The following is a 24,272-nucleotide window of genomic DNA, read 5'->3' on the forward strand; positions in this document are numbered from 1 at the left end:
TTAAAAGATGATTGATCCCGAAATCAAAAAGGAATTGGCGGGCTACCGGCAGTCGATCGACAATATCGATGCCGCGCTCGTCCACATGCTGGCTGAACGCTTCCGCTGCACCCAGGCAGTCGGCGTTCTGAAAGCCAAGCACGAACTGCCGCCGGCCGACCCGGCGCGCGAAGAATACCAGATCGAACGCCTGCGCCGCCTGGCCAAGGATGCCAATCTGGATCCGGATTTCGCCGAGAAGTTCCTGAACTTCATCATCAAGGAAGTCATCCGGCATCATGAAGCCATCGCCGCCGATCGCTCGCATTCCGCGGGCAACGCCGGCACAAACCATTCCGCTTGAACCAAGCGGTCAAGAAAGCCTGCAAGGAGTTACTCAAATGGCACTGAAAATTCGTCTCGCCCGTGGCGGTTCCAAGAAGCGTCCTTACTACCAGATCGTCGTTGCCGACGCCCGCAGCCCGCGTGACGGCCGCTTCCTCGAGAAGATCGGCTCGTGGAACCCGATGCTCGGCAAGGACGACGAAAAGCGCGTCGAGCTCGACGCCGAGCGCGTCAACCACTGGATCGCCCAGGGCGCCCAGCCGACCGACCGCGTTCTGCGCTTCCTCGACCAGGCCGGTCTCGCAAAGCGCCCGGCTCGCAACAACCCGACCAAGGGTGCCCCGGGCAAGAAGGCTCAGGAGCGCGCTGCTGAAGCCAAGCAGAAGGCTGAAGACGCCGCTGCTGCTGCTGCTGAATAACAGCCGGCGAACGGTCCGGAGAGTGATCGGCGGTCATCTGCCGACGCAGCTCTCCGGCTGGCCGTGACTTAAGGAAACGGGTGGCATTTCCATGCCGCCCGTTTTCCGTTATGTGCACCGAGATATACCGAAACGGACGCGGACGATGAGCAAACTCGAAAACCCGGTTCTGATGGCGACGATTGGCGCGGCGCAGGGCCTGCGCGGCGAGGTCAGGGTCAAGTCCTTTACCGATGATCCGACGGCGCTCGGCGAGTATGGCAATCTGCACAGCGCAGACGGCCGTGTGTTCGAGGTGCTGGAGATTCGCGAGGCGAAAAACGTGGTCATCGTTCGCTTTCGCGGCGTCAATGACCGCAATGCCGCCGAGGCGCTCAACGGTCTCGACCTGTTCATCGAGCGCGACAACCTGCCCGACGACGATCTCGACGAGGACGAGTTCTTCTATGCCGATCTCGAGGGCCTGGAAGCGATCGACGGCAATGGCACGAGCTACGGCAAGGTCAGCGGTGTCTTCGATTTCGGCGCCGGCGATCTCCTTGAGCTGAAGGGGCCAGGCCGACGTCCGGTGCTGATCCCGTTTACCGAATGGTCGGTGCTGGAGATCGATCTGGAAGCGGGGCGGCTGCTGGTCGATCCGGTTGCGGCCGGCCTGACCGACGACAAGGACCAGGATCCGGGTAGTCCGTTTTCCGCGAAGCGCAAGTGAGCATTGCGGCCATGACGTTTCGCGCGACCATCCTGACGCTCCATCCCGAAATGTTTCCGGGCCATCTCGGCGCCTCGCTTTCCGGCAAGGCGCTCGAGCGTGGCCAGTGGTCGATCGAGCCGGTGCAGATCCGTGATTTCGCCGAGGACAAGCATCGCACTGTCGACGACACGCCGGCTGGCGGCGGCGCCGGCATGGTGCTTAAGCCGGATGTGCTCGCGCGCGCGATCGATCGTGTCTCGGAGAACGACGATCGGCCGCGATTGCTGATGAGCCCGCGTGGCCGACCGCTGACACAGGAGCGGGCGCGTGAACTCGCCGCCGGCCCCGGCGTCGTCATCGTTTGCGGACGCTTCGAAGGTGTCGATCAGCGGGTGATCGACGCCCGCGGCCTCGAAGAGGTTTCGATCGGCGACTATATTCTTTCGGGCGGCGAGCCGGCGGCCCTCACGCTGCTCGATGCCGTGGTGCGCATTCTGCCGGGTGTCATGGGCAACGAGCTTTCGGGTGTGCATGAGAGCTTCGAAGGCGGGCTGCTCGAGCATCCGCACTACACCCGCCCACAGGTCTTCGAAGGCCGCGAAATCCCGGCAGTGCTGACCTCGGGCAATCACGGCGCCATTGCCAAATGGCGCGAGGCGGAGGCGCGGCGGCTGACCGCCGAGCGCCGGCCCGATCTTCTTAATCAGCCCGTGAAGAAGTAATAGGCGGCAAGCAGCAGGCCGACGGCGACGACCAGCGCGCGGATGACCGCCTGCGGCACGCGTCTTGCTGCCCAGACGCCGCTGTAGCCGCCAAGGGCGGCCCCTGGCACCATGATTGCCGCGTGCAGCCAGGACACGACCCCGCCGGCGGCAAAGACGACGATGGCGATCGCGGCAATAACGATCGAGATGAAGTTCTTGAGCGCGTTCAGCCGGTGATAGCCGCCGCCGGTCGCAAGCCCCAGCACTGCCAGCATCATGATGCCCATGCCGGCGCCGAAGAAGCCGCCGTAAATGGAGGTGACGAACTGGGCGCCGATGCCGACCGGATTGATCGCATGCTCGTCGACGCGGGCCTTAGGCTTCAGGAGCGGCCCGGCAGCGAAGATCGCCGTTGCCGCCAGCAGCAGCCAGGGCACAAGCGCGCGGAAGGAGGCATTGGAGAGCGAGATGAGCAGCAGCGCGCCGGCCAGACCGCCAAGTGCGGAGATGACGCCGAGCAGGATCGCATAGCGCTTGTCGGCGCGGATCTCCTTGGCATAGGCGAGCGCCGAGGTGATGTAGCCTGGAAACTGGATGATCGACGAGGTCGCGTTGGCGACGATTGGCGAGAGACCGCCAAGCGTCATCGCCCCGAAGGTCAGGAACGTTCCGCCGCCGGCAATGGCATTGACGACGCCGGACAGGAAGCCGGCCGCAAACAGCATGAGTATTTCGAAGATGTTCATGGTCTCCCCCGACCCCTCATGCTCGGGATAGCCGGTGGTTGTGCCGGCCGCAAGTCCGTTGCATCGGACAATCATCACGCGCGTGTTTGCGTATTTTCTGATAAATTCGGCTTTCCTGGCGCGGATGCCTTAGAAATTATGGCCTTCGGGGATGACAAGGCAGTGCGATTGGTGTAAGTGCCGCCCCGGTTCGGGTTCCATGCCCGTCGACCAAAACAAAGAATGGCGAATCCGCTCCTGCCGGTATCCGGCAAGACCTGAAGGCTGGCCCGACAGGTTCATCGAGAGCGCTCTGGCTGTTTCAGAAGAACTTGAAAGGTTAGACCGATGAACATCATCCAGCAGCTGGAAGCCGAACAGGCCGCCAAGATCGCCGCCAAGCGCACGCTCCCGGAATTCTCCGCAGGCGACACGCTCCGCGTCAACGTCCGCGTTGTCGAAGGCAACCGTACCCGCGTCCAGGCCTATGAAGGCGTTTGCATCGCTCGTTCGGGCGGCGGCATCAACGAAAGCTTCACCGTTCGCAAGATCTCCTACGGCGAAGGCGTCGAGCGCGTATTCCCGGTTTACTCTCCGCTCGTCGAGAGCGTCGAAGTGGTTCGCCGCGGTAAGGTCCGTCGCGCCAAGCTCTACTACCTGCGCGACCGTCGCGGTAAGTCGGCTCGTATCGTAGAGAACACCGGCACGCGCGCCCGCAAGCTGAACGAAGCCGAGCGTCAGGCGATTGCCGAGGAAAAGGCACGCATCGAGGCTGAAAAGGTTGCAGCAGCTCAGGCGCTCGCCGCCGAGAAGGCAGCAGCCGAAGCCGCCGAAGCAAAGGCAGCAGCGGAAGCCGCAGCAGAATAACATTTCAATCCCTAGGGATTGTTGGAAAGGCGGCCTCGGCCGCCTTTCTTTTTTGGTACTATCCGCTTGTCTTTTCGACGGAATTTGTGACATTTTCCGCTGCCACACTTTTCGGGAGCTCCTCCAATGACAATCCGTCGCCACGTGCTTGCGGGCATCGCAGCCGCACTTGCAGCACCTTTTGCGTTTTCTGCACCGGCGCTGGCCGCCGACCTGCCTGACCTCGGCGGCAAGACGGTCGTCGTCGTCACGGAGAACGCCTACCCGCCGCTGCAGTTTGTCGATCCGAAGTCCGGCGAAGCCAAGGGCTGGGAGTACGACGCGATGAACGAGATCGCCAAGCGGTTGAATTTCAAGGTCGAATACCAGAACACCAGTTGGGACGCGATGATCCAGGCGGTGCATGACGGTCAGTACCAGATCGGCATGACGGGCATCACCATCAAGGACGACCGCAAGGAAAAGGTCGATTTCTCGGACCCCTACATGCGCTCGCAGCAGTTCATGCTGGTGCGCAGCGACGAGGCCCGCTTCAACGATGGCAAGAGCTTCGGCGCCTTTGCCGACGGTCTCGTCGGCGCACAGCCGGGTACCTCGCCGTTCTACACCGCCGTCTACGAAATGCTCGACGGCAACGAGCAGAACCCGCGCATCAAGCTGTTTGAGACCTTCGGCGCGACCGTTCAGGCGCTGAAGGCCGGCGACGTCGATGTGGTCCTGACCGATAGCGTCGCCGCCAAGGGCTATGTCGATTCCTCCGAAGGCAAGCTCAAGGTCGTCGGTGGGCCGCTCGGCACCGAGGATTTCGGCTTCATCTTCCCGAAGGGCTCGGATCTCGTGGCTCCGGTCAACGCCGCGATCAAGGCGCTGAAGGAAGACGGTACCTTCGACGCCCTCGATAAGAAGTGGTTCCTCGAATACAAGATGGGCGGCTGATAGCAGGCTATGGCCGCTCCACAATCTTCAGACATGTCCGGCAAGGGCGACTATCCCTGGTGGTTGGTCGCCCTTGTTGTGATCGCTGTGGCGCTCGCCGCCGTGATCATCAGCAATGACATCTTCTCGGAAGTCTTCACCGTCGTCTTCAAGGGCCTTGGCGTCACCGTCTTCGTGACCCTCATGGGCTTCGTGCTGGCGACGACGCTCGGCCTCGGCATCGCGCTGATGGCGCTCTCCGAGCACTCGTCCCTTCGGCAGATCGCCCGCTTCTATACGGAAGTCATCCGCGGCGTGCCGATCCTGGTGCTTCTGTTCTACATTGCCTTCGTCGGCGCGCCGGGGCTCGTCGTCGCGGCCAATTTCATCTCAGCACCGCTGATCAGCGCCGGCTGGATGGAGCCGGTTGTCGTGCGCGACATCTCATTGATGTGGCGGGCGATCCTGGCGCTGATGATCGGCTATTCTGCGTTCATCGCCGAAGTGTTCCGGGCGGGTATCCTCTCGGTAGACAAGGGGCAGGTCGAAGCCGCCAAGGCGCTCGGGCTTTCACGCTACCAGCGCTTTCGTCTCGTCATCTTTCCGCAGGCGATCCGCGTGATCCTGCCGCCGCTTGGCAACGACTTTATCGCCATGGTCAAGGACAGTTCGCTCGTCTCGGTGCTCGGCGTCGCCGACATCACGCAGATGGGCAAGGTCTATGCCTCCGGCTCCTTTCGCTTCTTCGAGACCTATTCGATCGTTGCCTATGTCTATCTCGTGCTGACCATCGGTCTGTCGCTGGGATTGCGGGGGCTGGAGCGGCGGCTCAGGCGCGCGGAGCAGCGCTGAGTCCGTTTCCAGCAATTGCCGACCTGTCAGAAAATTGATATGAACACGGCCATGGAATCCAAATTCGGATGTAGCGAGCAGAAAATCGTCGTGCTGCAGGACCACAAGCGCCTGCCGGCACGCTTCTTTGCGCGCGTCCACGGGGCGCTTACAAGCCGCCTATCCTGATCTCCTGATCAGTGCTTCCGGCCGCCTTGCCGCCGGCTTTCCTACTTTTTTTGAAAACTCGATGGATATACCGCCATGAGCGCACCGCGTACCCTCTATGACAAGATCTGGGATGATCACCTGGTCAACGCACAGGACGACGGCACCTGTCTTCTCTACATCGACCGTCACCTCGTTCACGAAGTGACGAGTCCGCAGGCCTTCGAAGGTCTGCGCATGGCCGGCCGCAAGGTCCGTGCGCCTGAAAAGACGCTCGCTGTCGTCGACCACAATGTTCCGACTTCGGCCGACCGTCACCTCGGCATCAAGAACGAGGAAAGCCGCATCCAGGTCGAGGCGCTCGCCAAGAACGCCGCCGACTTCGGCGTCGAATACTACTCGGAAAACGACAAGCGCCAGGGCATCGTGCACATCGTCGGCCCCGAGCAGGGCTTCACCCTGCCGGGCATGACCATCGTGTGCGGTGACAGCCACACCTCGACGCATGGCGCCTTCGGTTCGCTGGCCCACGGCATCGGCACGTCGGAAGTCGAGCACGTGCTCGCGACCCAGACGCTGATCCAGAAGAAGGCGAAGAACATGCTGGTGCGCGTCGACGGCCAGCTGCCGCCGGGCGTCACCGCCAAGGACATCATCCTCGCCATCATCGGCGAGATCGGCACTGCCGGCGGCACCGGCCACGTCATCGAGTTTGCCGGCGAAGCGATCCGCTCGCTGTCGATGGAAGGCCGCATGACCATCTGCAACATGACGATCGAAGGCGGCGCCCGCGCCGGCCTGATCGCGCCTGACGAAACGACGTTCGCCTATATCAAGGACAAGCCGCGCGCACCGAAGGGCAAGGCCTGGGACATGGCGCTCGACTACTGGAAGACGCTGCACACGGACGAGGGTGCGCATTACGATCGCGTCGTCGTGCTCGACGCTGCCAACCTGCCGCCGATCGTCTCCTGGGGCTCGTCGCCGGAAGACGTCATCTCGGTTCAGGGCATCGTTCCCAATCCGGATGAGATCCAGGAAGAGAACAAGCGGGCCTCCAAGTGGCGCGCGCTCGACTATATGGGCCTGAAGCCGGGCACGAAGATCACCGACATCGCCGTTGACCGCGTCTTCATCGGGTCGTGCACCAACGGCCGCATCGAGGACCTCCGGGCCGTGGCCGAGGTGGTCGAAGGCCGCAAGGTCGCCTCGACCGTTTCGGCGATGATCGTTCCGGGATCCGGCCTCGTGAAGGAACAGGCCGAGGCCGAAGGCCTCGACAAGATCTTCCGCGAAGCGGGCTTCGACTGGCGCGAGCCGGGCTGCTCCATGTGCCTGGCGATGAACGACGACCGGCTGAAGCCCGGCGAGCGTTGCGCCTCCACATCGAACCGCAACTTCGAGGGCCGTCAGGGCTTCAAGGGCCGCACGCATCTGGTCTCGCCGGCGATGGCGGCAGCCGCTGCGGTCGCGGGTCATTTCGTCGATATCCGCGAATGGAAATAGGCCGGGTCTGAGCTTTTCCGGCGTCAATGGCCGCCCTTCGGGGCGGCCTTTTTTATTTGGCGCTCTCCCCGCCCGCGCGCCTGAAATGGGTTAAGCTGTGCGGGCCGAGGCACCTTGGGGAGAATGATGGGATGAGCGACGATCTGCCTGTGCAACGCTACCGTCTGCTGCTGTTGCGCCATGCCAAGTCCGCCTGGCCGGACGGCGTTGCCGACATCAACCGACCGCTCGGCGAGCGAGGCCGCAAGGCGGCGCCACTGATGGGGGGCTATATGGCTCGGCATGCGCTCGTGCCGGATCTCGCCCTCGTCTCGACCGCGAAACGGGCGCAGGAGACCTGGACACTGGTAGCCGCTGCCTTGCCGCCCGGCATCACGGTCGAAAACACCCGGGCGATCTATGAGGTGGAGGCCGCCCAGATCCTCAGCGTGCTTCGTGCAACCGACCCGGCTATCAGGACGCTGCTGATCGTCGGCCACAATCCCGGCATGGAGGACCTGGCGCATGAACTCGTCGGCTCTGGCGATGCGGATCTGCGTATGCGCATGGCGGACAAGTTTCCGACGGCGGCGCTTGCCGTCCTTGAATTCGAAGCGACTGGCTGGCGTGAGCTTCTGTCCGGCGGGGCCAGGCTCGCGCGCTTCGTGACGCCGCGTTCGCTCGATTGAGCCGATCGGACGTCGAGGTCAGATTACCTTCACGACGGTGCCGCGGCGCATATGCGGGATCAGCCGACGCATCGCCGGCAGGCTGACGGCGACGCAGCCCTGCGTCGGCTCGTAGCCCGGCCGGATCAGGTGAAAGAAGATCGCCGAACCGGCATTTCGCCGGCGCGCGAGCAGGTTCCAGTCCATCACCAGGCAGATGTCGTAGAGCCCGTCGTCACGCATTAATTCCTCATGGCTCGGCTGGAAGGGTGCCTTGACCGGACGATTGTAGAGCGCGTGGCGCGTCGCGTCGCACCACAGCATGCCCGTGCGCGTCGTCCGGGTCGGCAGCGGCGTCGGCGGCAGGAGGAGGCGGTCGCGCCTGACATAGCCGCCGATCAGCTTCATCGCGGCGCGTGGCGTGGCGCCATCGCCCTCGCGCTTCAGGCTGGTAATGCCACTTCGCCCGATGGCGGCGTGCTCGACGCGGCCGTCGAACGAGACAAGTGCTCGCTTGCGATCGCGCGGTGCGGCGCGCACGGTGATGACAGATTTGGCTGGTCTTCTTCCCGACGTTTTCTTGAGCATCATTCTCACGGATTTTTGCTTTGCCCGTGATTTGGGGGGCACCATAAGCACGGTTACGGATATAAAGAGGTAGCAACGCTGGTTCGCTTGCCAACACAGGCATTTGAGCTAGTTTGAAAACGGAAGCAAACAGGAATTGTCCCATGGCGACCCGTACCATTCTTCTTGTCGATGACGACAATGACCTGCGCGAGACCCTGGTCGAGCAGCTCTCGCTCTACGAGGAATTCGACCTCATCCAGGAAGCGACTGCCGGCAAGGGCATCCAGACGGCGCGTGCCCAGCAGGTGGACCTGTTGATCATGGATGTCGGCCTGCCGGACATGGACGGTCGCGAAGCGGTGAAGCTGCTGCGCAAGGGCGGCTTCAAGGCGCCGATCATCATGCTGACCGGCCACGACACCGATTCCGATACGATTCTCGGCCTTGAGGCCGGCGCCAACGACTATGTGACGAAGCCGTTCCGTTTCGCCGTACTGCTCGCCCGCATCCGCGCGCAGCTGCGCCAGCACGAGCAGAGCGAGGACGCAACCTTCAGCGTCGGGCCCTACACGTTCAAGCCGAGCCAGAAGCTGCTGACGCTCGAAAACGGCCAGAAGATCCGGCTTACCGAAAAGGAAGCGGCGATCATCCGCTATCTCTACCGCGCCGACCAGAAGGTGGTGACGCGCGACGTGCTCTTGGAAGAAGTCTGGGGCTACAATTCCGGCGTGACCACCCACACGCTCGAAACCCACGTCTATCGTCTGCGCCAGAAAATCGAGCGGGACCCTTCCAATGCCGAGATTTTGGTGACAGAGAACGGCGGCTACAAGATCGTTCCGTAGCCGGGGTGCGCAGGGTGGCAAACCACTTCTCGCGCGTTCTCCGTAGACTGTTGTTTGCATCGGTCGCGTGCGCGATCCGGTCCATCGGGACCGGCACTGGCGTGACCGTGGGAGGTTAGCCGCTTGGCGCTCAACGACGATATCGTGCTTCTGTCCAACGTGCCGCTGTTTGCCGATATCAGCGAGGACAAGCTGAGGCTGATCGCCTTCGGCGCGGAGCGGCGCCGCATCTTCAAGGGACAGGAGCTGTTTCGCGAGGGGGCGCCGGCCGATTGCGCCTATGCGATCGCCAGCGGCAGCTTGTCCCTGTCGAAGGCCGGTTTCGACGGTTCTGAGACGACGGTCTCGACCGTCAGTCGCGGAGCGCTTCTGTCGGAACTGGCGCTGATCTCGATGGTCGAGCGTAAGTTCACGGCAACGGCCGAGGAAGACAGCGAAGTCATTCGCATCAATCGGCCGCTCTTCCGCCGCATGCTGGAGGAATATCCTGAAGTGGCCGAGCTCGTCGAAGCGCGCATCCGCGAAAACCTGCAGGCGATGATCCGCCGGGCCGGCGCGCTCGCCGGCCGTTTTGCTTGAACCGCGCTACGGTTTCCCGCTACCACCGATACTTCAGCGAACCGAGCACGGTGCGGCCCTGGCCGAAATAGCAGTAGCCATCGGTGCAGACCTCTTCGCGGCGATCGCCGAGATTGGTAGCGCTGACGGCGAGCGACAGTCCGTCGAGTTCGGGATTCTTGACGCCGAAGTCGTAGGCGATCGAGGCGTCGAAATAGACGGCGCCGCCGTTCTTGGCGGTGTTGGCATCGGACGTGTAGGAGCTTGACGCCAGCCGTACGCCGCCGCCGAGGCTGAGGCCCGCAAGCTGCGTGTCTTCGGGCAAAAGATAGTTCACCCACAGCGATGCGACATGGCGCGGCTTCGTCGACGGCACGTTGCCGATCAGCGACGGATCGACGTTTCCGGTGATTTCAGCGTCGTTGTAGTTGTAGGCGGCGATGAAGCTCAGGCCGTTGTCGAACTCCCGGCGTCCTTCCACCTCGAAACCATTGGTCGTCACCTCGCCGGCCGACTTGTAGTAGTAGCCGACGGGAAGGGACGGGTCGGACACGTATTGCGGCGCGCCGCTTTCGACGATCCGGTAATAGGCCGCGCTCAGTGAATAGGCTTCGCCTTCCGGATGGTACTTCACGCCCAGTTCGACCTGCTCGCCGGTCGTCGGATCGAGCACGCGGCCATCGGCCGAAAGCTCTGTGCGCGGCACGAAGGAGGTGCTGTAGCTGGCATAGGGCGCGATGCCGTTGTCGAAGAGGTAGAGCAGGCCGGCCTGTCCGGTGAGCTCGCCATCGTCCTTGCGATCGACGACGCCGGTGTTCTTGTTGGTGCTGGTCTGGTCGACCCAGTCGTAGCGAAGGCCACCAATGGCGCGCCAGTTGCCTACCTCCAGCTGATCCTGGACATAGATGCCCGTCTGCCGCAGGTCCCGCCCGCTGAAGCTGGTAAGTGCTGGCGTCGGACCGCCGACGCCGAAGGTCGGGTTGTTGAGATCGAAGCGATAGGCCGGATCGACGGCGCCGAAGCCGAGGCCGAAGTCCGAGGTGATCCAGGTGTAATCGAGGCCGGTCAGCAGTGTGTGCGAGGCCGCACCGGTGTCGAAGTTGGCTTCGAGCTGGTTGTCGATCTGGTAGGCGCGCTGGTCGTCCTTGATGGCGACGGGCGAGCGGTCAAAGACGCCGGGCGCGACCTCCGTCCCGAACTGCAGGTAACGGGCCTTGAGGTCCAGATCGCTGACGCGGCCGTGCTGGCGAAAGGTCAGGCCGTTGTCGAACTCGTGCTCGAACTTGTAACCGGCCTGGACCTGCCCGACCTTCTGGTAGTCATAGTCCGGGTCGCTGTAGCGCAGCAGCCGGCCCTCATGCTCGAGCACCCGCGGGCTGGCGTCGCTTTCGCCCTTCTGCCCCAGGCCGTAGACCGTCAACGACGTGCCTTCGTCCGGCTTCCAGGTGAAGGAGGGCTGCAGCAGGTAACGATCGTCGGCAACGTCGTAGTTGGTCTCGCCGTTTCGCAGAAGCCCGACGATGCGATAGAGGACGTCGCCGTCAGCCGTTACCGGTCCGCCGACATCGAAGGCGGCCTGGGCGCGACCGATCGTGCCATATTGCAGCTCGACCTCGCGGTGGGGCTCCTCCTCCGGCATCTTCGAGATGCGGTTGACGATGCCGCCGGCGCCGGCAGCACCGTACATGACCGAGACCGGACCTTTCAGGATCTCGATCCGCTCGAGGCCGTAGACCTCCGTCGGGAAGGTGCCGTAGTTCATGTAGGGCTGGCGCAGGCCGTCACGGAAATCGCCGGTCGTCGTCGTCTCGAAGCCGCGGATATAGATCTGGTCGAAACGCGGATCGAAGCCGAAGGCGCCGGTCGTGACGCCGGCGGCATAACGCGTTGCCTGGATCATGTCCTGCACGCCGCGTTCTTCGAGCTCCTTGCGCGTGACCACCGAGACCGAGCGGGGCGTTTCGATCAGCGGGGTGTCGGTCTTCAGCGCCGAGACGTTGCGTGTCGGCACGATCGTGTCGTTATCCTCGGCGATCGTCGCAGCTGCCTTGCCGGCCGTCGCTTCTATCTTTTCCAGACGGGTGGTCTTCTGGCTTTCGGCCGATTGCGCATGGGTCGCTGTCGGCGAAAGGATCACGGCGACAGCGCTTGCGGCGAGCACGGTGGTCGCGGACAGCGCGCGGCGCGAGGCGCGCAGGAAGGTGGTCGGCAAGGTCTTTGGCATCTCTGGCCCTCTTGCGGGCGCACGAAAACCCTCCGGCCAAAGCCAGAGCAAAGCACCCGAATATCAGTGAAAACGACGGCTGAGCGGCCATCGGAGGCGGTGTCCCCGCCGCCCGACAAGAGGGATAGTCCGTTTGGAAATGCGCATCAAGAAAAATATGATTCTTTTAGTCATGTTTTTCTTGATGGAACGGCGGGCGCCGAAGGCGCGTGCCGCCGCCCAGAAAATGACGTCCTAGATGTCGAAGTGCGCGATGACGGGCACGTGGTCTGAGGGGCGCTCCCAGCCGCGCGCTTCCCGCAGGATATCGACGTTTTTGAGCGCCGGCGCGAGGTCGGCGGACGACCAGATATGGTCGAGCCGGCGGCCACGGTCGGCAGCTTCCCAGTCCTTCGCCCGGTAGCTCCACCAGGTGTAAAGCTTGGTCGGGGATGGCGTGTGCTGGCGCATCAGGTCGACCCAGCCGCCGCCGTTCATGACCGTGGTCAGCCCCTCGGTTTCGACCGGCGTATGGCTGACGATCTTCAGGAGCTGCTTGTGCGACCAGACGTCGTCTTCCAGCGGCGCGATATTGAGGTCGCCGACGAGGATCGAGGAAATGCCGGCTTCGGCTTCGGCGTGCAGCAGCTTCATCTCCTCGACGAAATCGAGCTTGTGGCCGAATTTCGGATTGATGGTGCGGTCCGGCTCGTCGCCGCCGGCAGGCACGTAGAAATTATGCAGCCGGATCTTCTTGCCGCCGGCTTCGAAAACGACCGAGAGATGGCGGGCGTCGCCGATGCCGCAATAGTCGCGGCGATCGCTAAGCTCATGCAGCGGCAGGCGCGAGATCGTCGCCACGCCGTGATAGCCCTTCTGGCCGTGCATCTCGATATGATTGTAGCCGAGCGCCTTCAGGGGCTTGGAGGGAAACTGGTCGTTCGGGCACTTGGTTTCCTGCAGGCAGAGGATGTCAGGCTGCCAAGTCTGCAGCAGATGCTCGACCAGCGGCATGCGCAGGCGAACGGAGTTGATGTTCCAAGTGGCGACGGAAAGGGCCATGCGTCATTCCCTGATCGGCTGGGGCCGGACGCTCGCGAAGGGAAGGCCGGCTCGGGATGGATGTTTGACCCGAGCTTTAAGCAGGTCCGGCGCGCCGGGACAAGGAATGCCTGAACGAGGCCGCACTAAAAACCGCGCGTCCTATGGACGCGCGAAGGTCGGCTTGGCGCATGATGTCGCTCAGCCGCCGCGCTTGTTGCGGACCTCGTCATAGGGGATCTGGAAGACCTTGTCGTCCAGCGCCATACCGGTCTTGACATTGAAGATCATGACCGAGGTGTCCTTCTTCTGCGCGTCGGTGATGGTCCACTGGCGCAGATCGTAGGTCTTCGGGTCGAACATCATGGTGATGGTCGAATCGCCGAAGATCGAACGGTCGCCAAGCACGATGGTGATGAGGTCGGACTCTTCCTTGACGTCGCGCACCATCTTGCCGGTCAGGTCGATCCTCTCGCTGAGCAGCAGGTTGAGCGGAGTCTTCGACAGCGGATAGATGTCCCAGGTCTTGAGCTTCATGTTGCCGATGACGACGGACTTGCCGTCGGCGATGACGCGCATCGGCGAGGGGGCCTCGTAGTTGAAGCGGATGCGGCCGGGGCGGCGGATATAGAATTTGCCGCCGGTCTGCTCGCCGCGCGGGCCGAACTGGACGAATTCGCCGGCCATGGTCTTCACCGAGGAGAAATGGTCGGCGATCTTCTGGGCAGCGCTCGGGGCCTGGGCAAAGGCCTGGCCGAGGTCGAGACCGGTGCCGCCGATGCCGCCAAGTGCCGCAAGCCCGCACACGAAGAGGCGGCGCGACATCACCGGGTGGTTGCGCTCGCCAGTCTTAGTCTCTGTCATCTCGGTCTCCTTCATTTACGAATCATCTGGAGCGCAAGTGCGGCGCCTTCAAGGCGCCATTTTCGAGCTTTTTCGCTCGCGCTCTCACATGACTGTTACCGGTTTGACCCTTTATGCAGGGCCTCTGCCCGCATCCGCCGGGCGTCTTTTCTATCAATGCATTCGCCTCACGCGAATCTGCGGGAATTGCCCTGTCGTCCGGTGACTTACTCTTCGGTCGGAACGAGGATCTCGCGTTTGCCGGCGTGGTTCGCCGGGCCGATGATGCCTTCCTGCTCCATGCGCTCGATCAGCGATGCGGCACGATTGTAACCGATCCCGAGGCGACGCTGCACGTAGGAAGTCGAGGCCTTGCCGTCGCGCAGGACGACCGCAACCGCCTGGTCGTAAGGATCGTCGGAATCGGCGAGATTGAAGGTGCCGGCCGGGCCGCCGCCCTCGCCATCCTCGTCGTCATCCTCGGTGATGGCATCGAGATATTGCGGTACGCCTTGCGTCTTCAGGTAGGCGACGACTTCTTCGACCTCGGTGTCGGAGACGAAGGGGCCGTGGACGCGCTGGATGCGGCCGCCGCCGGCCATGTAGAGCATGTCGCCCATGCCGAGCAGCTGTTCGGCGCCCTGTTCGCCAAGGATGGTGCGGCTGTCGATCTTCGAGGTCACCTGGAACGAGATGCGGGTCGGGAAGTTGGCCTTGATCGTGCCGGTGATGACGTCGACCGAGGGGCGCTGCGTCGCCATGATGACATGGATGCCGGCGGCGCGGGCCATCTGGGCGAGCCGCTGCACTGCGCCCTCGATGTCCTTGCCGGCGACCATCATCAGGTCGGCCATTTCGTCGATGATGACGACGATGTAGGGCATTGGCGCCAGATCGAATTCTTCCGTCTCGTACATGGCTTCGCCGGTCTGGCGGTCGAAGCCGGTCTGCACCGTGCGGGTGATCTGTTCGCCCTTGGCAAGCGCCTGCTCGACGCGGCTGTTGAAGCCGTCGATGTTGCGCACGCCGATCTTCGACATCTTCTTGTAGCGCTCTTCCATCTCGCGCACCGTCCACTTCAGTGCGACGACCGCCTTCTTGGGGTCGGTCACAACCGGCGAAAGCAGGTGCGGGATGCCGTCATAGACGGAAAGTTCGAGCATCTTCGGGTCGATCATGATGAGGCGGCACTGATCGGGGCTCAGCCGATAGAGCAGCGACAGGATCATGGTATTGATCGCGACCGATTTGCCCGAACCGGTGGTGCCGGCGACGAGCAGATGCGGCATCTTGGCGAGATCGGCGACGACGGGCTCGCCGCCGATCGTCTTGCCGAGCGCCATGGCAAGGCGGGCCTTGGAGGTCTCGAAATCGCGCGAGCCGATGAGTTCGCGCAGATAGACGGTTTCGCGCCGCTGGTTCGGCAGTTCGATGCCGATGGCGTTGCGGCCGGGAACGACGGCGACGCGCGCGGCGATCGCGCTCATCGAGCGGGCGATGTCGTCGGCAAGGCCGATGACGCGGGAGGACTTGATGCCCGGCGCCGGTTCCAGTTCGTAGAGGGTAACGACCGGGCCAGGGCGAACGTGGATGATCTCGCCCTTGACACCGAAATCTTCAAGCACGCCTTCGAGCATGCGGGCGTTCTGCTCCAGCGCATCGGGCGAGAGCGAGGCGTCGCGACCGACGTTTTTCGGCTCGGCAAGGAAATGCATCGGCGGCAGCGTGAAGTCGCCATCGTTGTCGTCGACGAAGGAGCGCTGGGCTTCGCGCTCGACGCGCTGGCCCGTCTTCGGGCGAGGAGCAGGCGTCGAAACGCGCGAGCCGCCCTTGGGCAGGCCCTGCTTCGGCGGTGCCGCCTTCGGCGCCCAGTCGGCGGCTGCATCGTAGTCTTCGTCGTCAGGCAGAATGCCGGCGGGGCGGCGCTCGTCAATGTCGAAGGGCAGGTCGTCATCCTCGTCGTCGGCCATGATCGGCGGCGGGGTGAGGATGCGGCGCTCGGAGCGGTCGAGCGAGGGCTCGATGCGGTCGCCGGCGGCCAGCGGCTTCGGCCGGGCGGGTTCGTTCAGCGTGCCGAACTCGTCGTTGTTGAAATCATAGGGTTCGTCGTACTGGCGCTTGGGCGTGGCGCGGGTGCCGCTCATGCCGAAAATGCGGCGCATGCGCGCGTGCATGGTGTAGCGCATATGGGCAAAAGAGCCCATCAGCAGGGTGAAGGGACCTTCGCTGTCGTCCTCGTCCAGTTCGTCGCGCACGGTGCGCGCCTTGCTCGGCGTCGGCTCGGCAATTTCCTCTTCCTCCTCCTCGTCGCTGACGCCGATCAGGCCGGCGCTATAGACCAGGCACCAGGCGGCGGGGACGGCGAAGATGCAGGCAAGAATGGTCGCAAGCGTGCCGGTCGGGAAGGCGCCGGTAAAGAGCGCGGGGAAGCGCAGGATCATGTCGCCGAAGACGCCTCCAAGGCCGTTGGGCAGCGGCCAGGTGATGGGGGCGGGAACACAGCTGAGTGCTGCGCCGGCAAGCACCGAGCCGACGAACCAGAGACCGAGGCGCTTGAAGACCTTGTCGAAACGTTTGCCGCCGATCAGCACCAGGGCCCAGGCGACGGCCGGCAGGAGGGCGACGACGCTGGCCAGCCCGAAGAACTGCATGAAGATGTCGGCAAAGGCAGCACCCGTGTAACCGAGCACGTTGGTCGGCGCTTGTGACGTGGCGTAGGAGAAGCTGGGATCGGCGACGTTCCATGTCGAGAGCGCTGCGACGGCCAGCGCCAATGCGCCGAACAGCGCAAAGCCCGCCAGCGACGCGATCTGTCGCCAAACGAAGGTGGTTAGCACGAACCGGTTGGAACGGCTGTCAAGCGCTGCCGGATTGCTTCTGCTCATGTTGCCTGCTGCCCGTCTCGATCTTCACGGCGCATTGCGCGCCATGGAATCAACCTAAGCGGTGTACGGTTAATGCGACATTAACCATGCGTAGTTGGCGCTAAAATAGCAGTCGCAGCCGGACCGATCGGCACGAAAAAAGGCCCGGAGCTTCCGATCCGGGCCAAGGGCGATCCGCGTGGGGCGGATCGCGACGGGACTGTAGGCGGCGCCGAATTGCCGGCGCCGCGATCCGCTTAGCTGTGGTAGGCGGCTTCACCGTGCGACGAGAGGTCGAGGCCCTCGCGTTCGGCTTCGACGGAGACGCGCAGGCCGACGATCGAGTCCACCAGCTTGTAGAGGATGACGGAGACGACGCCGCACCAGACGATGGTGATGGCAACCGCGGTCAGCTGGGTCATGAACTGGCCGCCCATGGTGACGCCGTCGGCATAACCGATGCCGCCGAGCGACGAGGAGGCGAAGATGCCGGTGGCAAGCGCACCGAAGAAGCCGCCGACGCCGTGGACGCCGAAGACGTCTGCCGTGTCGTCATAGTGGAACTTGTTCTTCACGACAGAGACGAAGAAGTAGCAGAGCGGCGAGACGAGCACGCCCATGACGATCGCGCCCATCGGGCCGGCAATGCCGGCGGCGGGCGTGATGGCGACGAGACCGGCGATCATGCCCGAGGCGGCGCCCAGCATCGAGGCCTTGCCGCGGGTGAAGGTTTCGACGGCCGACCAGGAGAGAATGGCGGCTGCGGTTGCAAGGAAGGTGTTGACGGTCGCGAGCATGGCGCCGCCCGAGGCTTCGAGGTTTGAGCCGGCGTTGAAGCCGAACCAGCCGAACCAGAGCATGGCAGCACCAACCAGCGTCAGCGTCATCGAGTGCGGTGCCATCATGTCGCGGCCGTAGCCGGTGCGCTTGCCGACCATGATCGCGCCGATCAGGCCAGCAACGCCGGCATTGATGTGAACGACGGTGCCGCCGGCGAAGTCAAGCGCGCCCATGCCGAAGAGCAGGCCGTTGCCGTCCCAGACCATGTGGGCGATCGGGAAGTAGACGAAGGTCGCCCAGAGCACCGAGAAGAGCACGGCTGCGGAGAACTTGATGCGCTCGGCAAAGGCGCCGACGATCAGCGCCGGGGTCAGTGCCGCGAAGGTCATCTGGAACAGCATGAAGATGTATTCCGGAATGACGACGCCTTCCGAGAAGGTGGCCGACGTGCTCTCAGTGGTGACGCCGGCGAGGAACATCTTGGCGAAGCCGCCGAAATAAGGGCTGGTCGAGCCGCCGAAGGCGAAGGAGTATCCGTAGACGACCCAGACGATCATCATCGTCGCGCCGATCACGGTGCACTGCATCAGCACCGAGAGCATGTTCTTGGCGCGCACCAGGCCGCCGTAGAACAGCGCGAGGCCCGGGATCAGCATGAAGAAGACGAGAAGCGTCGAGATGAACATGAAGGCGGTATCGGCCTTGTCCGGCACCGGTACGGCTGCGGCTGCGGCCGCCGCCGGTGCCGCTTCCTGCGCGAAGGCCACGGCCGGCGCAAGCAGGGCGGCGGTCATTGCGCCCAGGCGTCCAAGAGAGGTGGAAAGCTTAAGTGATGACATCGAGGTAGTGCTCCCTGAACGGCGTGGTTTACAACGCTTCTGAATCGGTTTCGCCGGTGCGGATGCGCACCGCATGGTCAATGGCGTAGACGAAGATCTTTCCGTCGCCGATCTGGCCGGTCTTGGCGGCTGCGGCGATCGCTTCAACGGCCTTGTCGACGAGTTCTGAAGGAACGGCGATCTCGACCTTCAGTTTCGGCAGGAAGCTCACGGCATATTCGGTACCGCGGTAGATTTCGGTATGTCCCTTCTGGCGGCCGTAGCCTTTGACTTCGGTCACGGTCAGGCCCTGGATGCCGACAGCAGTGAGGGCTTCGCGAACCTCATCGAGCTTGAACGGCTTGATAATGGCCATCACAATTTTCATCTGGTTTCATCCTTGTTCGCCTCCGGCGGAGGCCGTCTCTCCTTGCTGCGGAGCGCCAGAGCGCCGTGCAACCGAACCATGACATTCAAGGGGCGTGCCAGATTCTGACGCTCGACTTAAGGTAATGAAAACAAATAGAAAAAAAGAAAGCCGCAGCACGATTGCTGCGGCGCATCAAAAAATCGTCACTTTATAAGATTAAAAAATAGGCAGAACGAAGATTCTGCTTATTTCCTATTCAGATGCCTTTTTCCGGATCAACCCTTCCTGGGCGACAGAGGCGATCAGCACACCGGAACGCGTAAAAAGGCTGCCTCTGGTCATCCCGCGGGCACCATGTGCACTCGGACTGTCCTGGGTATAGAGCAGCCAGTCGTCCATCTTGCAGGGGCGGTGGAACCACATGGCGTGATCCAGGCTCGCCACCTGCAGGTTCCGGTCAAAGACCGAAGTGCCGTGCGCATAGAGCGAGGTGTCGAGCAGGGTCATGTCGGAGAGATAGGCAAGGATCGCTGCCTGGATATGGCGCTCGTCGGGAACGGTGCCGACCGCCTTGACCCAGACGTCCTGGATCGGCTTGCCGTCGTTGCGGGTAAAATAGTGCTGCAGCGACGCCGGCCGGATCTCGATCGGCCGCGGCCTTTCCCAATAGCGCCGGATTGCTTCGGGCGCGTGGACGAGAAACTTCTCTTTGAGTTCCTGTTCGCCCGGAAGCGTCTCGGGCATGGCGAGATCAGGCATGTCGATCTGGTGGTCGAAACCATCTTCGTCATACTGGAAAGAGGCGGACATGGAGAAGATCGCCTTGCCATGCTGGATGGCGACCACCCGCCTGGTGGCGAAGCTCGAACCGTCGCGGATGCGGTCGACTTCATAGATGATAGGTACGGAAGGATCGCCCGGCCGCATGAAATAGGCGTGCAGCGAATGCACGTAACGCCCCTCATCAACGGTTCGCTGCGCTGCCACCAGCGCTTGGCCGATCACCTGGCCGCCGAAGACGCGCTGCCAGCCGACCTGCGGGCTACGGCCGCGGAACAGGTTTTCCTCGAGCTTTTCGAGATCGAGAATGGCCAGCAGCGCATCCATGGGGGTGGAGGTCTCGGTGGGGCGCGACATTTCGGCTTTCTCCGATGGTAGGAACGTCGATGGCATTGATCTATATAGACATAAAACGATGCTCAAGTGCGACGGAGAAAGCCGATGCTCGATGTCTTGATTGCCGGTGGCGGCTATGTCGGCCTTTCGCTCGCGGTTTCGCTGAAGAAGGCGGCGCCTCATCTCGACGTGATGGTGATCGACGGCGCGCCGGAAGGCGCCTGGAAGAAGGACCAGCGCGCTTCCGCCGTTGCGTCCGCGGCCGAGCGCATGCTCGACGTGCTTGGCGTCTGGGATGAGATCGCGCCGGAGGCCGAGCCGATCCGCCGCATGGTGATTACCGATTCGAAGGCGGCCGATCCGGTGCGGCCTGTGTTCCTGACCTTCGACGGTGACGGCGGCGAGGGTCGTCCGTTTGCCCATATGGTGCCTAATACGGCGATGGTCGGCGCACTGCGCGGTGCCTGCTCGGCGCTCGGCGTGGTCAATCGCCAGTCGACCATGGTCGAGAGCTTCAAGAGCGGCGACCACGCAGTTGCCGTTACGCTTGCCGGCGGCGAAGAACTGGAGGCCCGTCTTTTGGTTGCCTGTGACGGCGTGCGCTCCAAGCTGCGCGATGCCGCCGGCATCAAGACCGTCGAATTCGACTATGGCCAGTCCGGCATCGTCACCACCGTCGAGCATGAGCGGCCGCACGAGGGCACGGCGGAGGAGCATTTCCTGCCGGCCGGGCCTTTCGCCACCCTGCCGCTCAAGAACAATCGCTCGTCACTGGTCTGGACCGAGCGCACCGAGGACGCCGAACGCCTGGTCAAGGGCGACGATTTCCTGTTCGAGGAAGAACTGGAGCGCCGCTTCGGCCACAAGCTTGGTCACCTGAAGGTGGTCGGCGGACGGCGGGCCTTTCCGCTCGGCCTGACGCTTGCCCGCGATTTCGTGAAACCACGCTTCGCGCTTGCCGGTGACGCCGCCCATGGCATTCACCCGATCTCGGGGCAAGGGCTCAATCTCGGCTTCAAGGATGTGGCAGCACTTGCCGAAACCATCGTCGAGGCGGATCGTCTCGGGCTCGACATCGGTTCGCTCGCGGTGCTTGAGCGCTACCAGAGCTGGCGGCGTTTCGACACGTTCCGCATGGGTGTTACGACCGACGTGCTCAACCGGCTGTTTTCCAACGACATCACCCCGGTCCGGATCGCCAGGGATTTCGGCCTGGGCCTCGTCGACCGGCTGCCATCTCTCAAGAGCTTCTTTATCCGCCAGGCGGCCGGTATTGCCGGGGAGACCGATCCGCGGTTGTTGTCGGGTCAGCCGATCTGAGGCTTTACGGCTGGGGTTGCCCCTCTCCTCGGGTTAAACCCGAGGACTAGCCCTCTCCTCGCAGGATGGGAGAGGGGACGCCTCGCTGCGTTTGCGGGGAGAAGGTGGCCGGCAGGCCGGATGAGGGGCAGTCGAGAACTCTACGGGTAACGGGCCGACGCGGCCCTCAATCCTCGATCTTGCGTGCTTCCGAGATCAGCATGATCGGTACGCCGTCGCGGATGGGATAGGCGAGGCGCGCCTTTTCCGAGATCAGTTCATTGGCTTCGGCGTGATAGCTGAGGCGTCCCTTGGTCAGCGGGCAGACGAGCAGTTCGAGCAGTTTCGGATCGACCTTGCTGGCGTTGATATCCATCTATCCGTTGCTCACTGCAAAATGCTGTCCATATCGCCGAAGTCGCGCGCAAGCACGATTTCGGTGATGGCGATCAGGGTTTCGGCGCGGGTCTTGAGATCGGGAGCCTCGAGCAGCGCCTGTTTCTCCGCCGGGCCATAGGGCGACATCATCGCCATGGAGTTCACGAGCGTGCGGTTGCTCGCCCGCTCGACGCTTTCCCAGTCGGCTTTCAGCTTGTTGGCTTCGAGATAGGCCTTGAAGGCGGCCAGAAGCGCTGCCCGGTCGACGAGGGTCTCGTCGTCGCGGTTTTCGAGATCTGCCGCGAAGGGGCCGATACGGAAGCGACGGTAGCCGCGGGTGCCCCCGACTTCCGAAAACAGCCGGTAGCGGCAGACGCCTGTGAGCGAGGTGATGTAGCGGCCGTCGCCGGTCTCGGCAAAGGAGGTGATGCGGCCGATGCAGCCGACCTCGCAGAGCGCCTGCATCGGTCCGGTGGCGGTGTCGTTGCGGCCCTCGCAGAAGGACGGCTGTACGATGCCGATCAGGCGGTTGCCGGAAAGGGCGTCATCGAGCATGGCGAGGTAGCGCGGCTCGAAGATGTTGAGGGGAAGCTGGGCGCCGGGAAGCAGCAATGCACCGGTCAGCGGAAACACCGGAATGATCTCCGGCAAGTCCTTCGGACCGAGATAGCGTGCATTTCCGACGTGCATTTCCGATAGACCCTGCCGGTATTCGCTTTGCCCCGCCAAGGAAGCGTGGTCAACCAGATCAAAAGATGGTGCGCTGCTTGAAAATCTCAAGGGACGAGCCCGTCGATCTTCACAGGTGAAGATGGATCGTGATCGGATCCGCTTACGAAAAGGGGCGCAGATAGCGCCCCTTTCAAAAACATGTCTGACGGCTCAGGAGAACAGGATCGACGAGAGCTTGCGTCGCGCGGCGATGGTTGCCGGATCCTTCGGGCCCCAAACCTCGAAGAACGAAAGCAGCTCGCGCCGCGCGCCGTCGTCGTCGTAAGCCCGGTCGCGCTTCATGATCGTGAGCAGATGGTCGGCCGCAGCCATCCGGTCGCCCTCGACGTTGCGGATTTTGGCGAGCAGCACGCGCGCCTCGTGATCATCGGGGTTTGCGGCGAGGCGCCGTTCGAACTCGTTGGGATCGCCGAGCTTGCGGGCTTCCTCGATCTGGTCGAGCTTTTTGCCGATGGCGGCAATGCCGGCATCCTTGGCAAGATCTTCCGGTAGGCTGGACAGCGCCTCGCGGGCCTCGGCAAGCTGGCCGAGCGCGATCATGCAATCGACCATGCCGGCGATCGCCAAGACATTTTCCGGGTCGGCCTGCAGCACGGCGCCATAGAGGCCGGCGGCGTTCTCGGCATCGCCGGCATCGATGAGCGCCTTGGCGTCGGCGAGAACCGCCTCGATCTCGGCCTTGCTGTCGTCAACGGCGGGACCGGCGATCTTTTCGATGAACTGCTTGATCTGGCTTTCCGGAACTGCGCCCATGAAGCCGTCGACCGGGCGTCCGCCGACGAAGGCGATGACGGCCGGGATCGACTGGATGCCGAGCTGGCCGGCGATCGAGGGATGATCGTCGATGTTCATCTTGACGAGCTTGACGCGGCCTGCGGCTTCCGTGACCACCTTTTCGATGACAGGGGTCAGCTGCTTGCAGGGACCGCACCAGGGCGCCCAGAAATCGACGAGAACGGGCTGCTGCCTGGAGGCTTCGAGCACGTCCTTGGTGAAGTTGGCAGTGGTGGTTTCCTTGATCAGGTCACCGCCCGACGCGGCCGCCGGCGCCGGCTGGCCGAAGGAGGCCGAAGCCGTCATCTGAGTGCCGAAAGACCCTGCATAGGGATTGTCGCTGCCCGTCATTCTTCTCTCCTCGCCGGCTCGTCCGCCAGCTTACTGCATTCGCGCCAAAGATCGTATGTCAGGCCGTGACTTTCAAGACAAGCGGTTCGTGTCCGGTCGCTTCCATGAAGCGCAACAGATCCTTCGAAGCGATCGAGGTCGTTGCGTCGTTGGAAAGCGGGTGGCAGTTGACGATATCGAACGTCATCAGCGCCTCGTCGAGGATGACCTTGACGTTGCCCCCGGTGTCGTTGATCGCGCCGAAGGCGGTTACGGCCCCCGGAATGACGCCGAGATACTCCATCAGCTTCTCCGGCTTGCCGAAGGATACCTTGCTTGCCGCGCCGATCACCTGGTGCACGGTCTTCAGGTCCACCGTCGCGTGCTCCTCGACGGTGAGCAGGAAATAGTTGTCCTTCTTGTCCTTCACGAAGAGGTTTTTCGTGTGGCCACCGGGCATCTCGTCACGAAGCGCCACCGATTCGGCCACGGTGAAAACCGGAGCGTGGTTCTTCGTCTTATACTCGATTCCAAGTCCATCGAGAAAATTGAAGAGGTCTTCGGCGGTTTTCGGCTGTGATTCACGCATGATTCTCATCCCCACGGCGTTCGTTTCGTCTCTGCTTTAGGGGAGAAGGCCGTCAGGACGCAATCTCACAGGCGGCGAGGCCGGCCGAAAACGCGGCATTTCCGGGCTTTGCGAAGGGTGTCCAAAAAAATATTCGATTTCTCGTCATTTCCCTGTTGCATTCCAAAATCGCTTAGGCCATATACCGCCCGTCGCCGCAAGACAGCGCCGACGCCACGGTCCACCGACTACCCCCGGACCTTGGATGATGAGCGGGTGTAGCTCAGGGGTAGAGCACAACCTTGCCAAGGTTGGGGTCGGGCGTTCGAATCGCCTCACCCGCTCCAATTTCTCCCAACCACTTCATTTCACAGTCATTTCTGGAA

At 63.0% G+C, this 24,272-nt stretch carries 25 protein-coding genes and 1 tRNA gene; 13 read left to right on the top strand and 13 right to left on the bottom strand.

The features are described 5' to 3' along the window. Positions 1-7 precede the first annotated feature (7 nt). From BLU15_RS10465 to trmD, 4 genes are all read left to right on the top strand, one after another. On the top strand, positions 8-343 hold the full coding sequence (locus BLU15_RS10465; RefSeq protein ID WP_034802805.1) for a chorismate mutase: 336 nt from the start codon (positions 8-10) through the stop codon (positions 341-343). 37 nt (positions 344-380) lie between these two features. Continuing rightward, positions 381-743: a 30S ribosomal protein S16 gene (gene rpsP / locus BLU15_RS10470; RefSeq protein WP_060521452.1), complete on the top strand. Its 363-nt coding sequence runs from the start codon at positions 381-383 to the stop codon at positions 741-743. 145 nt (positions 744-888) lie between these two features. Continuing rightward, positions 889-1,452: a ribosome maturation factor RimM gene (gene rimM, locus BLU15_RS10475; RefSeq protein ID WP_034803120.1), complete on the top strand. Its 564-nt coding sequence runs from the start codon at positions 889-891 to the stop codon at positions 1,450-1,452. 11 nt (positions 1,453-1,463) lie between these two features. Continuing rightward, positions 1,464-2,156 (top strand): tRNA (guanosine(37)-N1)-methyltransferase TrmD, encoded by a 693-nt coding sequence (gene trmD, locus BLU15_RS10480; protein ID WP_090295450.1) that lies wholly within the window; start codon positions 1,464-1,466, stop codon positions 2,154-2,156. On the opposite strand, the gene BLU15_RS10485 is transcribed toward trmD, so the two are convergent. Further along, positions 2,138-2,884, bottom strand: a complete 747-nt coding sequence (locus BLU15_RS10485; protein ID WP_060521571.1) for a sulfite exporter TauE/SafE family protein — start codon at positions 2,882-2,884, stop codon at positions 2,138-2,140. The two genes, trmD and BLU15_RS10485, sit on opposite strands and share 19 nt — an antisense overlap. Positions 2,885-3,211: 327 nt before the next feature. Between BLU15_RS10485 and rplS the strand changes: the two genes are divergently transcribed. From rplS to BLU15_RS10515, 5 genes are all read left to right on the top strand, one after another. Then, a complete protein-coding gene (gene rplS / locus BLU15_RS10490) occupies positions 3,212-3,730 on the top strand; it encodes a 50S ribosomal protein L19 (RefSeq protein ID WP_043625625.1) in 519 nt (172 codons plus the stop codon). A 126-nt stretch (positions 3,731-3,856) separates the two neighbouring features. Beyond that, positions 3,857-4,666, top strand: coding sequence for a transporter substrate-binding domain-containing protein (locus tag BLU15_RS10495; protein WP_034802798.1), 810 nt, complete (start codon positions 3,857-3,859; stop codon positions 4,664-4,666). A gap of 9 nt (positions 4,667-4,675) precedes the next feature. Continuing rightward, positions 4,676-5,497 (top strand): amino acid ABC transporter permease, encoded by an 822-nt coding sequence (locus BLU15_RS10500; protein ID WP_060521450.1) that lies wholly within the window; start codon positions 4,676-4,678, stop codon positions 5,495-5,497. A 243-nt stretch (positions 5,498-5,740) separates the two neighbouring features. Beyond that, on the top strand, positions 5,741-7,150 hold the full coding sequence (gene leuC / locus BLU15_RS10510) for a 3-isopropylmalate dehydratase large subunit (RefSeq protein WP_060521449.1): 1,410 nt from the start codon (positions 5,741-5,743) through the stop codon (positions 7,148-7,150). 131 nt (positions 7,151-7,281) lie between these two features. Next, entirely contained in the window at positions 7,282-7,818 is a 537-nt protein-coding gene (locus tag BLU15_RS10515; protein WP_034802788.1) for a SixA phosphatase family protein, read from the top strand. A gap of 18 nt (positions 7,819-7,836) precedes the next feature. On the opposite strand, the gene BLU15_RS10520 is transcribed toward BLU15_RS10515, so the two are convergent. After that, positions 7,837-8,385, bottom strand: a complete 549-nt coding sequence (locus BLU15_RS10520; protein WP_090295264.1) for a L,D-transpeptidase family protein — start codon at positions 8,383-8,385, stop codon at positions 7,837-7,839. Positions 8,386-8,528: 143 nt separating this feature from the next. On the opposite strand from BLU15_RS10520, the gene BLU15_RS10525 reads away from it, so the two are divergent. Then, positions 8,529-9,212, top strand: a complete 684-nt coding sequence (locus BLU15_RS10525; RefSeq protein ID WP_034802783.1) for a response regulator transcription factor — start codon at positions 8,529-8,531, stop codon at positions 9,210-9,212. Between the two features lie 123 nt (positions 9,213-9,335). Beyond that, on the top strand, positions 9,336-9,791 hold the full coding sequence (locus BLU15_RS10530; protein ID WP_034802780.1) for a cyclic nucleotide-binding domain-containing protein: 456 nt from the start codon (positions 9,336-9,338) through the stop codon (positions 9,789-9,791). Positions 9,792-9,810: 19 nt separating this feature from the next. On the opposite strand, the gene BLU15_RS10535 is transcribed toward BLU15_RS10530, so the two are convergent. The 7 genes from BLU15_RS10535 to tesB all read right to left on the bottom strand — a co-directional run bounded on the left by BLU15_RS10535 (position 9,811) and on the right by tesB (position 19,826). Further along, a complete protein-coding gene (locus tag BLU15_RS10535) occupies positions 9,811-11,994 on the bottom strand; it encodes a TonB-dependent siderophore receptor (protein ID WP_090295265.1) in 2,184 nt (727 codons plus the stop codon). A gap of 234 nt (positions 11,995-12,228) precedes the next feature. Continuing rightward, complete coding sequence (locus BLU15_RS10540) at positions 12,229-13,035, bottom strand: exodeoxyribonuclease III (protein ID WP_060611217.1); 807 nt, start codon at positions 13,033-13,035, stop codon at positions 12,229-12,231. A gap of 180 nt (positions 13,036-13,215) precedes the next feature. Next, positions 13,216-13,878, bottom strand: coding sequence for an outer membrane lipoprotein carrier protein LolA (locus BLU15_RS10545; protein ID WP_034803111.1), 663 nt, complete (start codon positions 13,876-13,878; stop codon positions 13,216-13,218). Positions 13,879-14,084: 206 nt separating this feature from the next. Further along, positions 14,085-16,742, bottom strand: a complete 2,658-nt coding sequence (locus BLU15_RS10550) for an FtsK/SpoIIIE family DNA translocase (RefSeq protein WP_090295267.1) — start codon at positions 16,740-16,742, stop codon at positions 14,085-14,087. Positions 16,743-16,978: 236 nt separating this feature from the next. Next, the gene (locus BLU15_RS10555; RefSeq protein ID WP_060611213.1) at positions 16,979-18,340 is read right to left on the bottom strand and encodes an ammonium transporter; all 1,362 of its coding nucleotides are present in this window, start codon (positions 18,338-18,340) and stop codon (positions 16,979-16,981) included. 28 nt (positions 18,341-18,368) lie between these two features. Continuing rightward, positions 18,369-18,707: a P-II family nitrogen regulator gene (locus tag BLU15_RS10560; protein ID WP_034802765.1), complete on the bottom strand. Its 339-nt coding sequence runs from the start codon at positions 18,705-18,707 to the stop codon at positions 18,369-18,371. A gap of 234 nt (positions 18,708-18,941) precedes the next feature. Then, entirely contained in the window at positions 18,942-19,826 is an 885-nt protein-coding gene (gene tesB, locus BLU15_RS10565; RefSeq protein ID WP_060521446.1) for an acyl-CoA thioesterase II, read from the bottom strand. 84 nt (positions 19,827-19,910) lie between these two features. Here tesB and BLU15_RS10570 point away from each other — a divergent pair, with 84 nt between their 5' ends. Beyond that, a complete protein-coding gene (locus BLU15_RS10570; RefSeq protein WP_034802758.1) occupies positions 19,911-21,125 on the top strand; it encodes a ubiquinone biosynthesis hydroxylase in 1,215 nt (404 codons plus the stop codon). Between the two features lie 166 nt (positions 21,126-21,291). Here BLU15_RS10570 and BLU15_RS10575 read toward each other — a convergent pair whose 3' ends face one another. The 4 genes from BLU15_RS10575 to BLU15_RS10590 form a co-directional block, all read right to left on the bottom strand. After that, entirely contained in the window at positions 21,292-21,480 is a 189-nt protein-coding gene (locus tag BLU15_RS10575; RefSeq protein WP_034802755.1) for a Trm112 family protein, read from the bottom strand. Between the two features lie 11 nt (positions 21,481-21,491). Then, positions 21,492-22,172 carry an LON peptidase substrate-binding domain-containing protein gene (locus BLU15_RS10580; RefSeq protein WP_034802753.1) on the bottom strand — a complete coding sequence of 227 codons (681 nt, stop codon included), beginning with the start codon at positions 22,170-22,172 and terminating at the stop codon, positions 21,492-21,494. A gap of 192 nt (positions 22,173-22,364) precedes the next feature. After that, complete coding sequence (gene trxA / locus BLU15_RS10585) at positions 22,365-23,339, bottom strand: thioredoxin (RefSeq protein ID WP_034802750.1); 975 nt, start codon at positions 23,337-23,339, stop codon at positions 22,365-22,367. A gap of 58 nt (positions 23,340-23,397) precedes the next feature. After that, positions 23,398-23,907: a prolyl-tRNA synthetase associated domain-containing protein gene (locus BLU15_RS10590; RefSeq protein ID WP_082572987.1), complete on the bottom strand. Its 510-nt coding sequence runs from the start codon at positions 23,905-23,907 to the stop codon at positions 23,398-23,400. Positions 23,908-24,158: 251 nt separating this feature from the next. Here BLU15_RS10590 and BLU15_RS10595 point away from each other — a divergent pair. Continuing rightward, positions 24,159-24,233: transfer RNA gene (locus BLU15_RS10595), tRNA-Gly, on the top strand. Positions 24,234-24,272 lie beyond the last annotated feature (39 nt).

The organism is Ensifer sp. YR511 (assembly GCF_900103045.1).
GTDB classification, from domain to species: Bacteria; Pseudomonadota; Alphaproteobacteria; order Rhizobiales; family Rhizobiaceae; genus Ensifer; species Ensifer adhaerens.

Coding starts and splice junctions, on each gene's coding strand:
- BLU15_RS10465 (WP_034802805.1), top strand. CDS start 8: ATGATTGATCCCGAAATCAAAAAGGAATTGGCGGGCTACCGGCAGTCG.
- rpsP (WP_060521452.1), top strand. CDS start 381: ATGGCACTGAAAATTCGTCTCGCCCGTGGCGGTTCCAAGAAGCGTCCT.
- rimM (WP_034803120.1), top strand. CDS start 889: ATGAGCAAACTCGAAAACCCGGTTCTGATGGCGACGATTGGCGCGGCG.
- trmD (WP_090295450.1), top strand. CDS start 1,464: ATGACGTTTCGCGCGACCATCCTGACGCTCCATCCCGAAATGTTTCCG.
- BLU15_RS10485 (WP_060521571.1), bottom strand. CDS start 2,884: ATGAACATCTTCGAAATACTCATGCTGTTTGCGGCCGGCTTCCTGTCC.
- rplS (WP_043625625.1), top strand. CDS start 3,212: ATGAACATCATCCAGCAGCTGGAAGCCGAACAGGCCGCCAAGATCGCC.
- BLU15_RS10495 (WP_034802798.1), top strand. CDS start 3,857: ATGACAATCCGTCGCCACGTGCTTGCGGGCATCGCAGCCGCACTTGCA.
- BLU15_RS10500 (WP_060521450.1), top strand. CDS start 4,676: ATGGCCGCTCCACAATCTTCAGACATGTCCGGCAAGGGCGACTATCCC.
- leuC (WP_060521449.1), top strand. CDS start 5,741: ATGAGCGCACCGCGTACCCTCTATGACAAGATCTGGGATGATCACCTG.
- BLU15_RS10515 (WP_034802788.1), top strand. CDS start 7,282: ATGAGCGACGATCTGCCTGTGCAACGCTACCGTCTGCTGCTGTTGCGC.
- BLU15_RS10520 (WP_090295264.1), bottom strand. CDS start 8,385: ATGCTCAAGAAAACGTCGGGAAGAAGACCAGCCAAATCTGTCATCACC.
- BLU15_RS10525 (WP_034802783.1), top strand. CDS start 8,529: ATGGCGACCCGTACCATTCTTCTTGTCGATGACGACAATGACCTGCGC.
- BLU15_RS10535 (WP_090295265.1), bottom strand. CDS start 11,994: ATGCCAAAGACCTTGCCGACCACCTTCCTGCGCGCCTCGCGCCGCGCG.
- BLU15_RS10540 (WP_060611217.1), bottom strand. CDS start 13,035: ATGGCCCTTTCCGTCGCCACTTGGAACATCAACTCCGTTCGCCTGCGC.
- BLU15_RS10545 (WP_034803111.1), bottom strand. CDS start 13,878: ATGACAGAGACTAAGACTGGCGAGCGCAACCACCCGGTGATGTCGCGC.
- BLU15_RS10550 (WP_090295267.1), bottom strand. CDS start 16,742: ATGAGCAGAAGCAATCCGGCAGCGCTTGACAGCCGTTCCAACCGGTTC.
- BLU15_RS10555 (WP_060611213.1), bottom strand. CDS start 18,340: ATGTCATCACTTAAGCTTTCCACCTCTCTTGGACGCCTGGGCGCAATG.
- BLU15_RS10560 (WP_034802765.1), bottom strand. CDS start 18,707: ATGAAAATTGTGATGGCCATTATCAAGCCGTTCAAGCTCGATGAGGTT.
- tesB (WP_060521446.1), bottom strand. CDS start 19,826: ATGTCGCGCCCCACCGAGACCTCCACCCCCATGGATGCGCTGCTGGCC.
- BLU15_RS10570 (WP_034802758.1), top strand. CDS start 19,911: ATGCTCGATGTCTTGATTGCCGGTGGCGGCTATGTCGGCCTTTCGCTC.
- BLU15_RS10575 (WP_034802755.1), bottom strand. CDS start 21,480: ATGGATATCAACGCCAGCAAGGTCGATCCGAAACTGCTCGAACTGCTC.
- BLU15_RS10580 (WP_034802753.1), bottom strand. CDS start 22,172: ATGCACGTCGGAAATGCACGCTATCTCGGTCCGAAGGACTTGCCGGAG.
- trxA (WP_034802750.1), bottom strand. CDS start 23,339: ATGACGGGCAGCGACAATCCCTATGCAGGGTCTTTCGGCACTCAGATG.
- BLU15_RS10590 (WP_082572987.1), bottom strand. CDS start 23,907: ATGCGTGAATCACAGCCGAAAACCGCCGAAGACCTCTTCAATTTTCTC.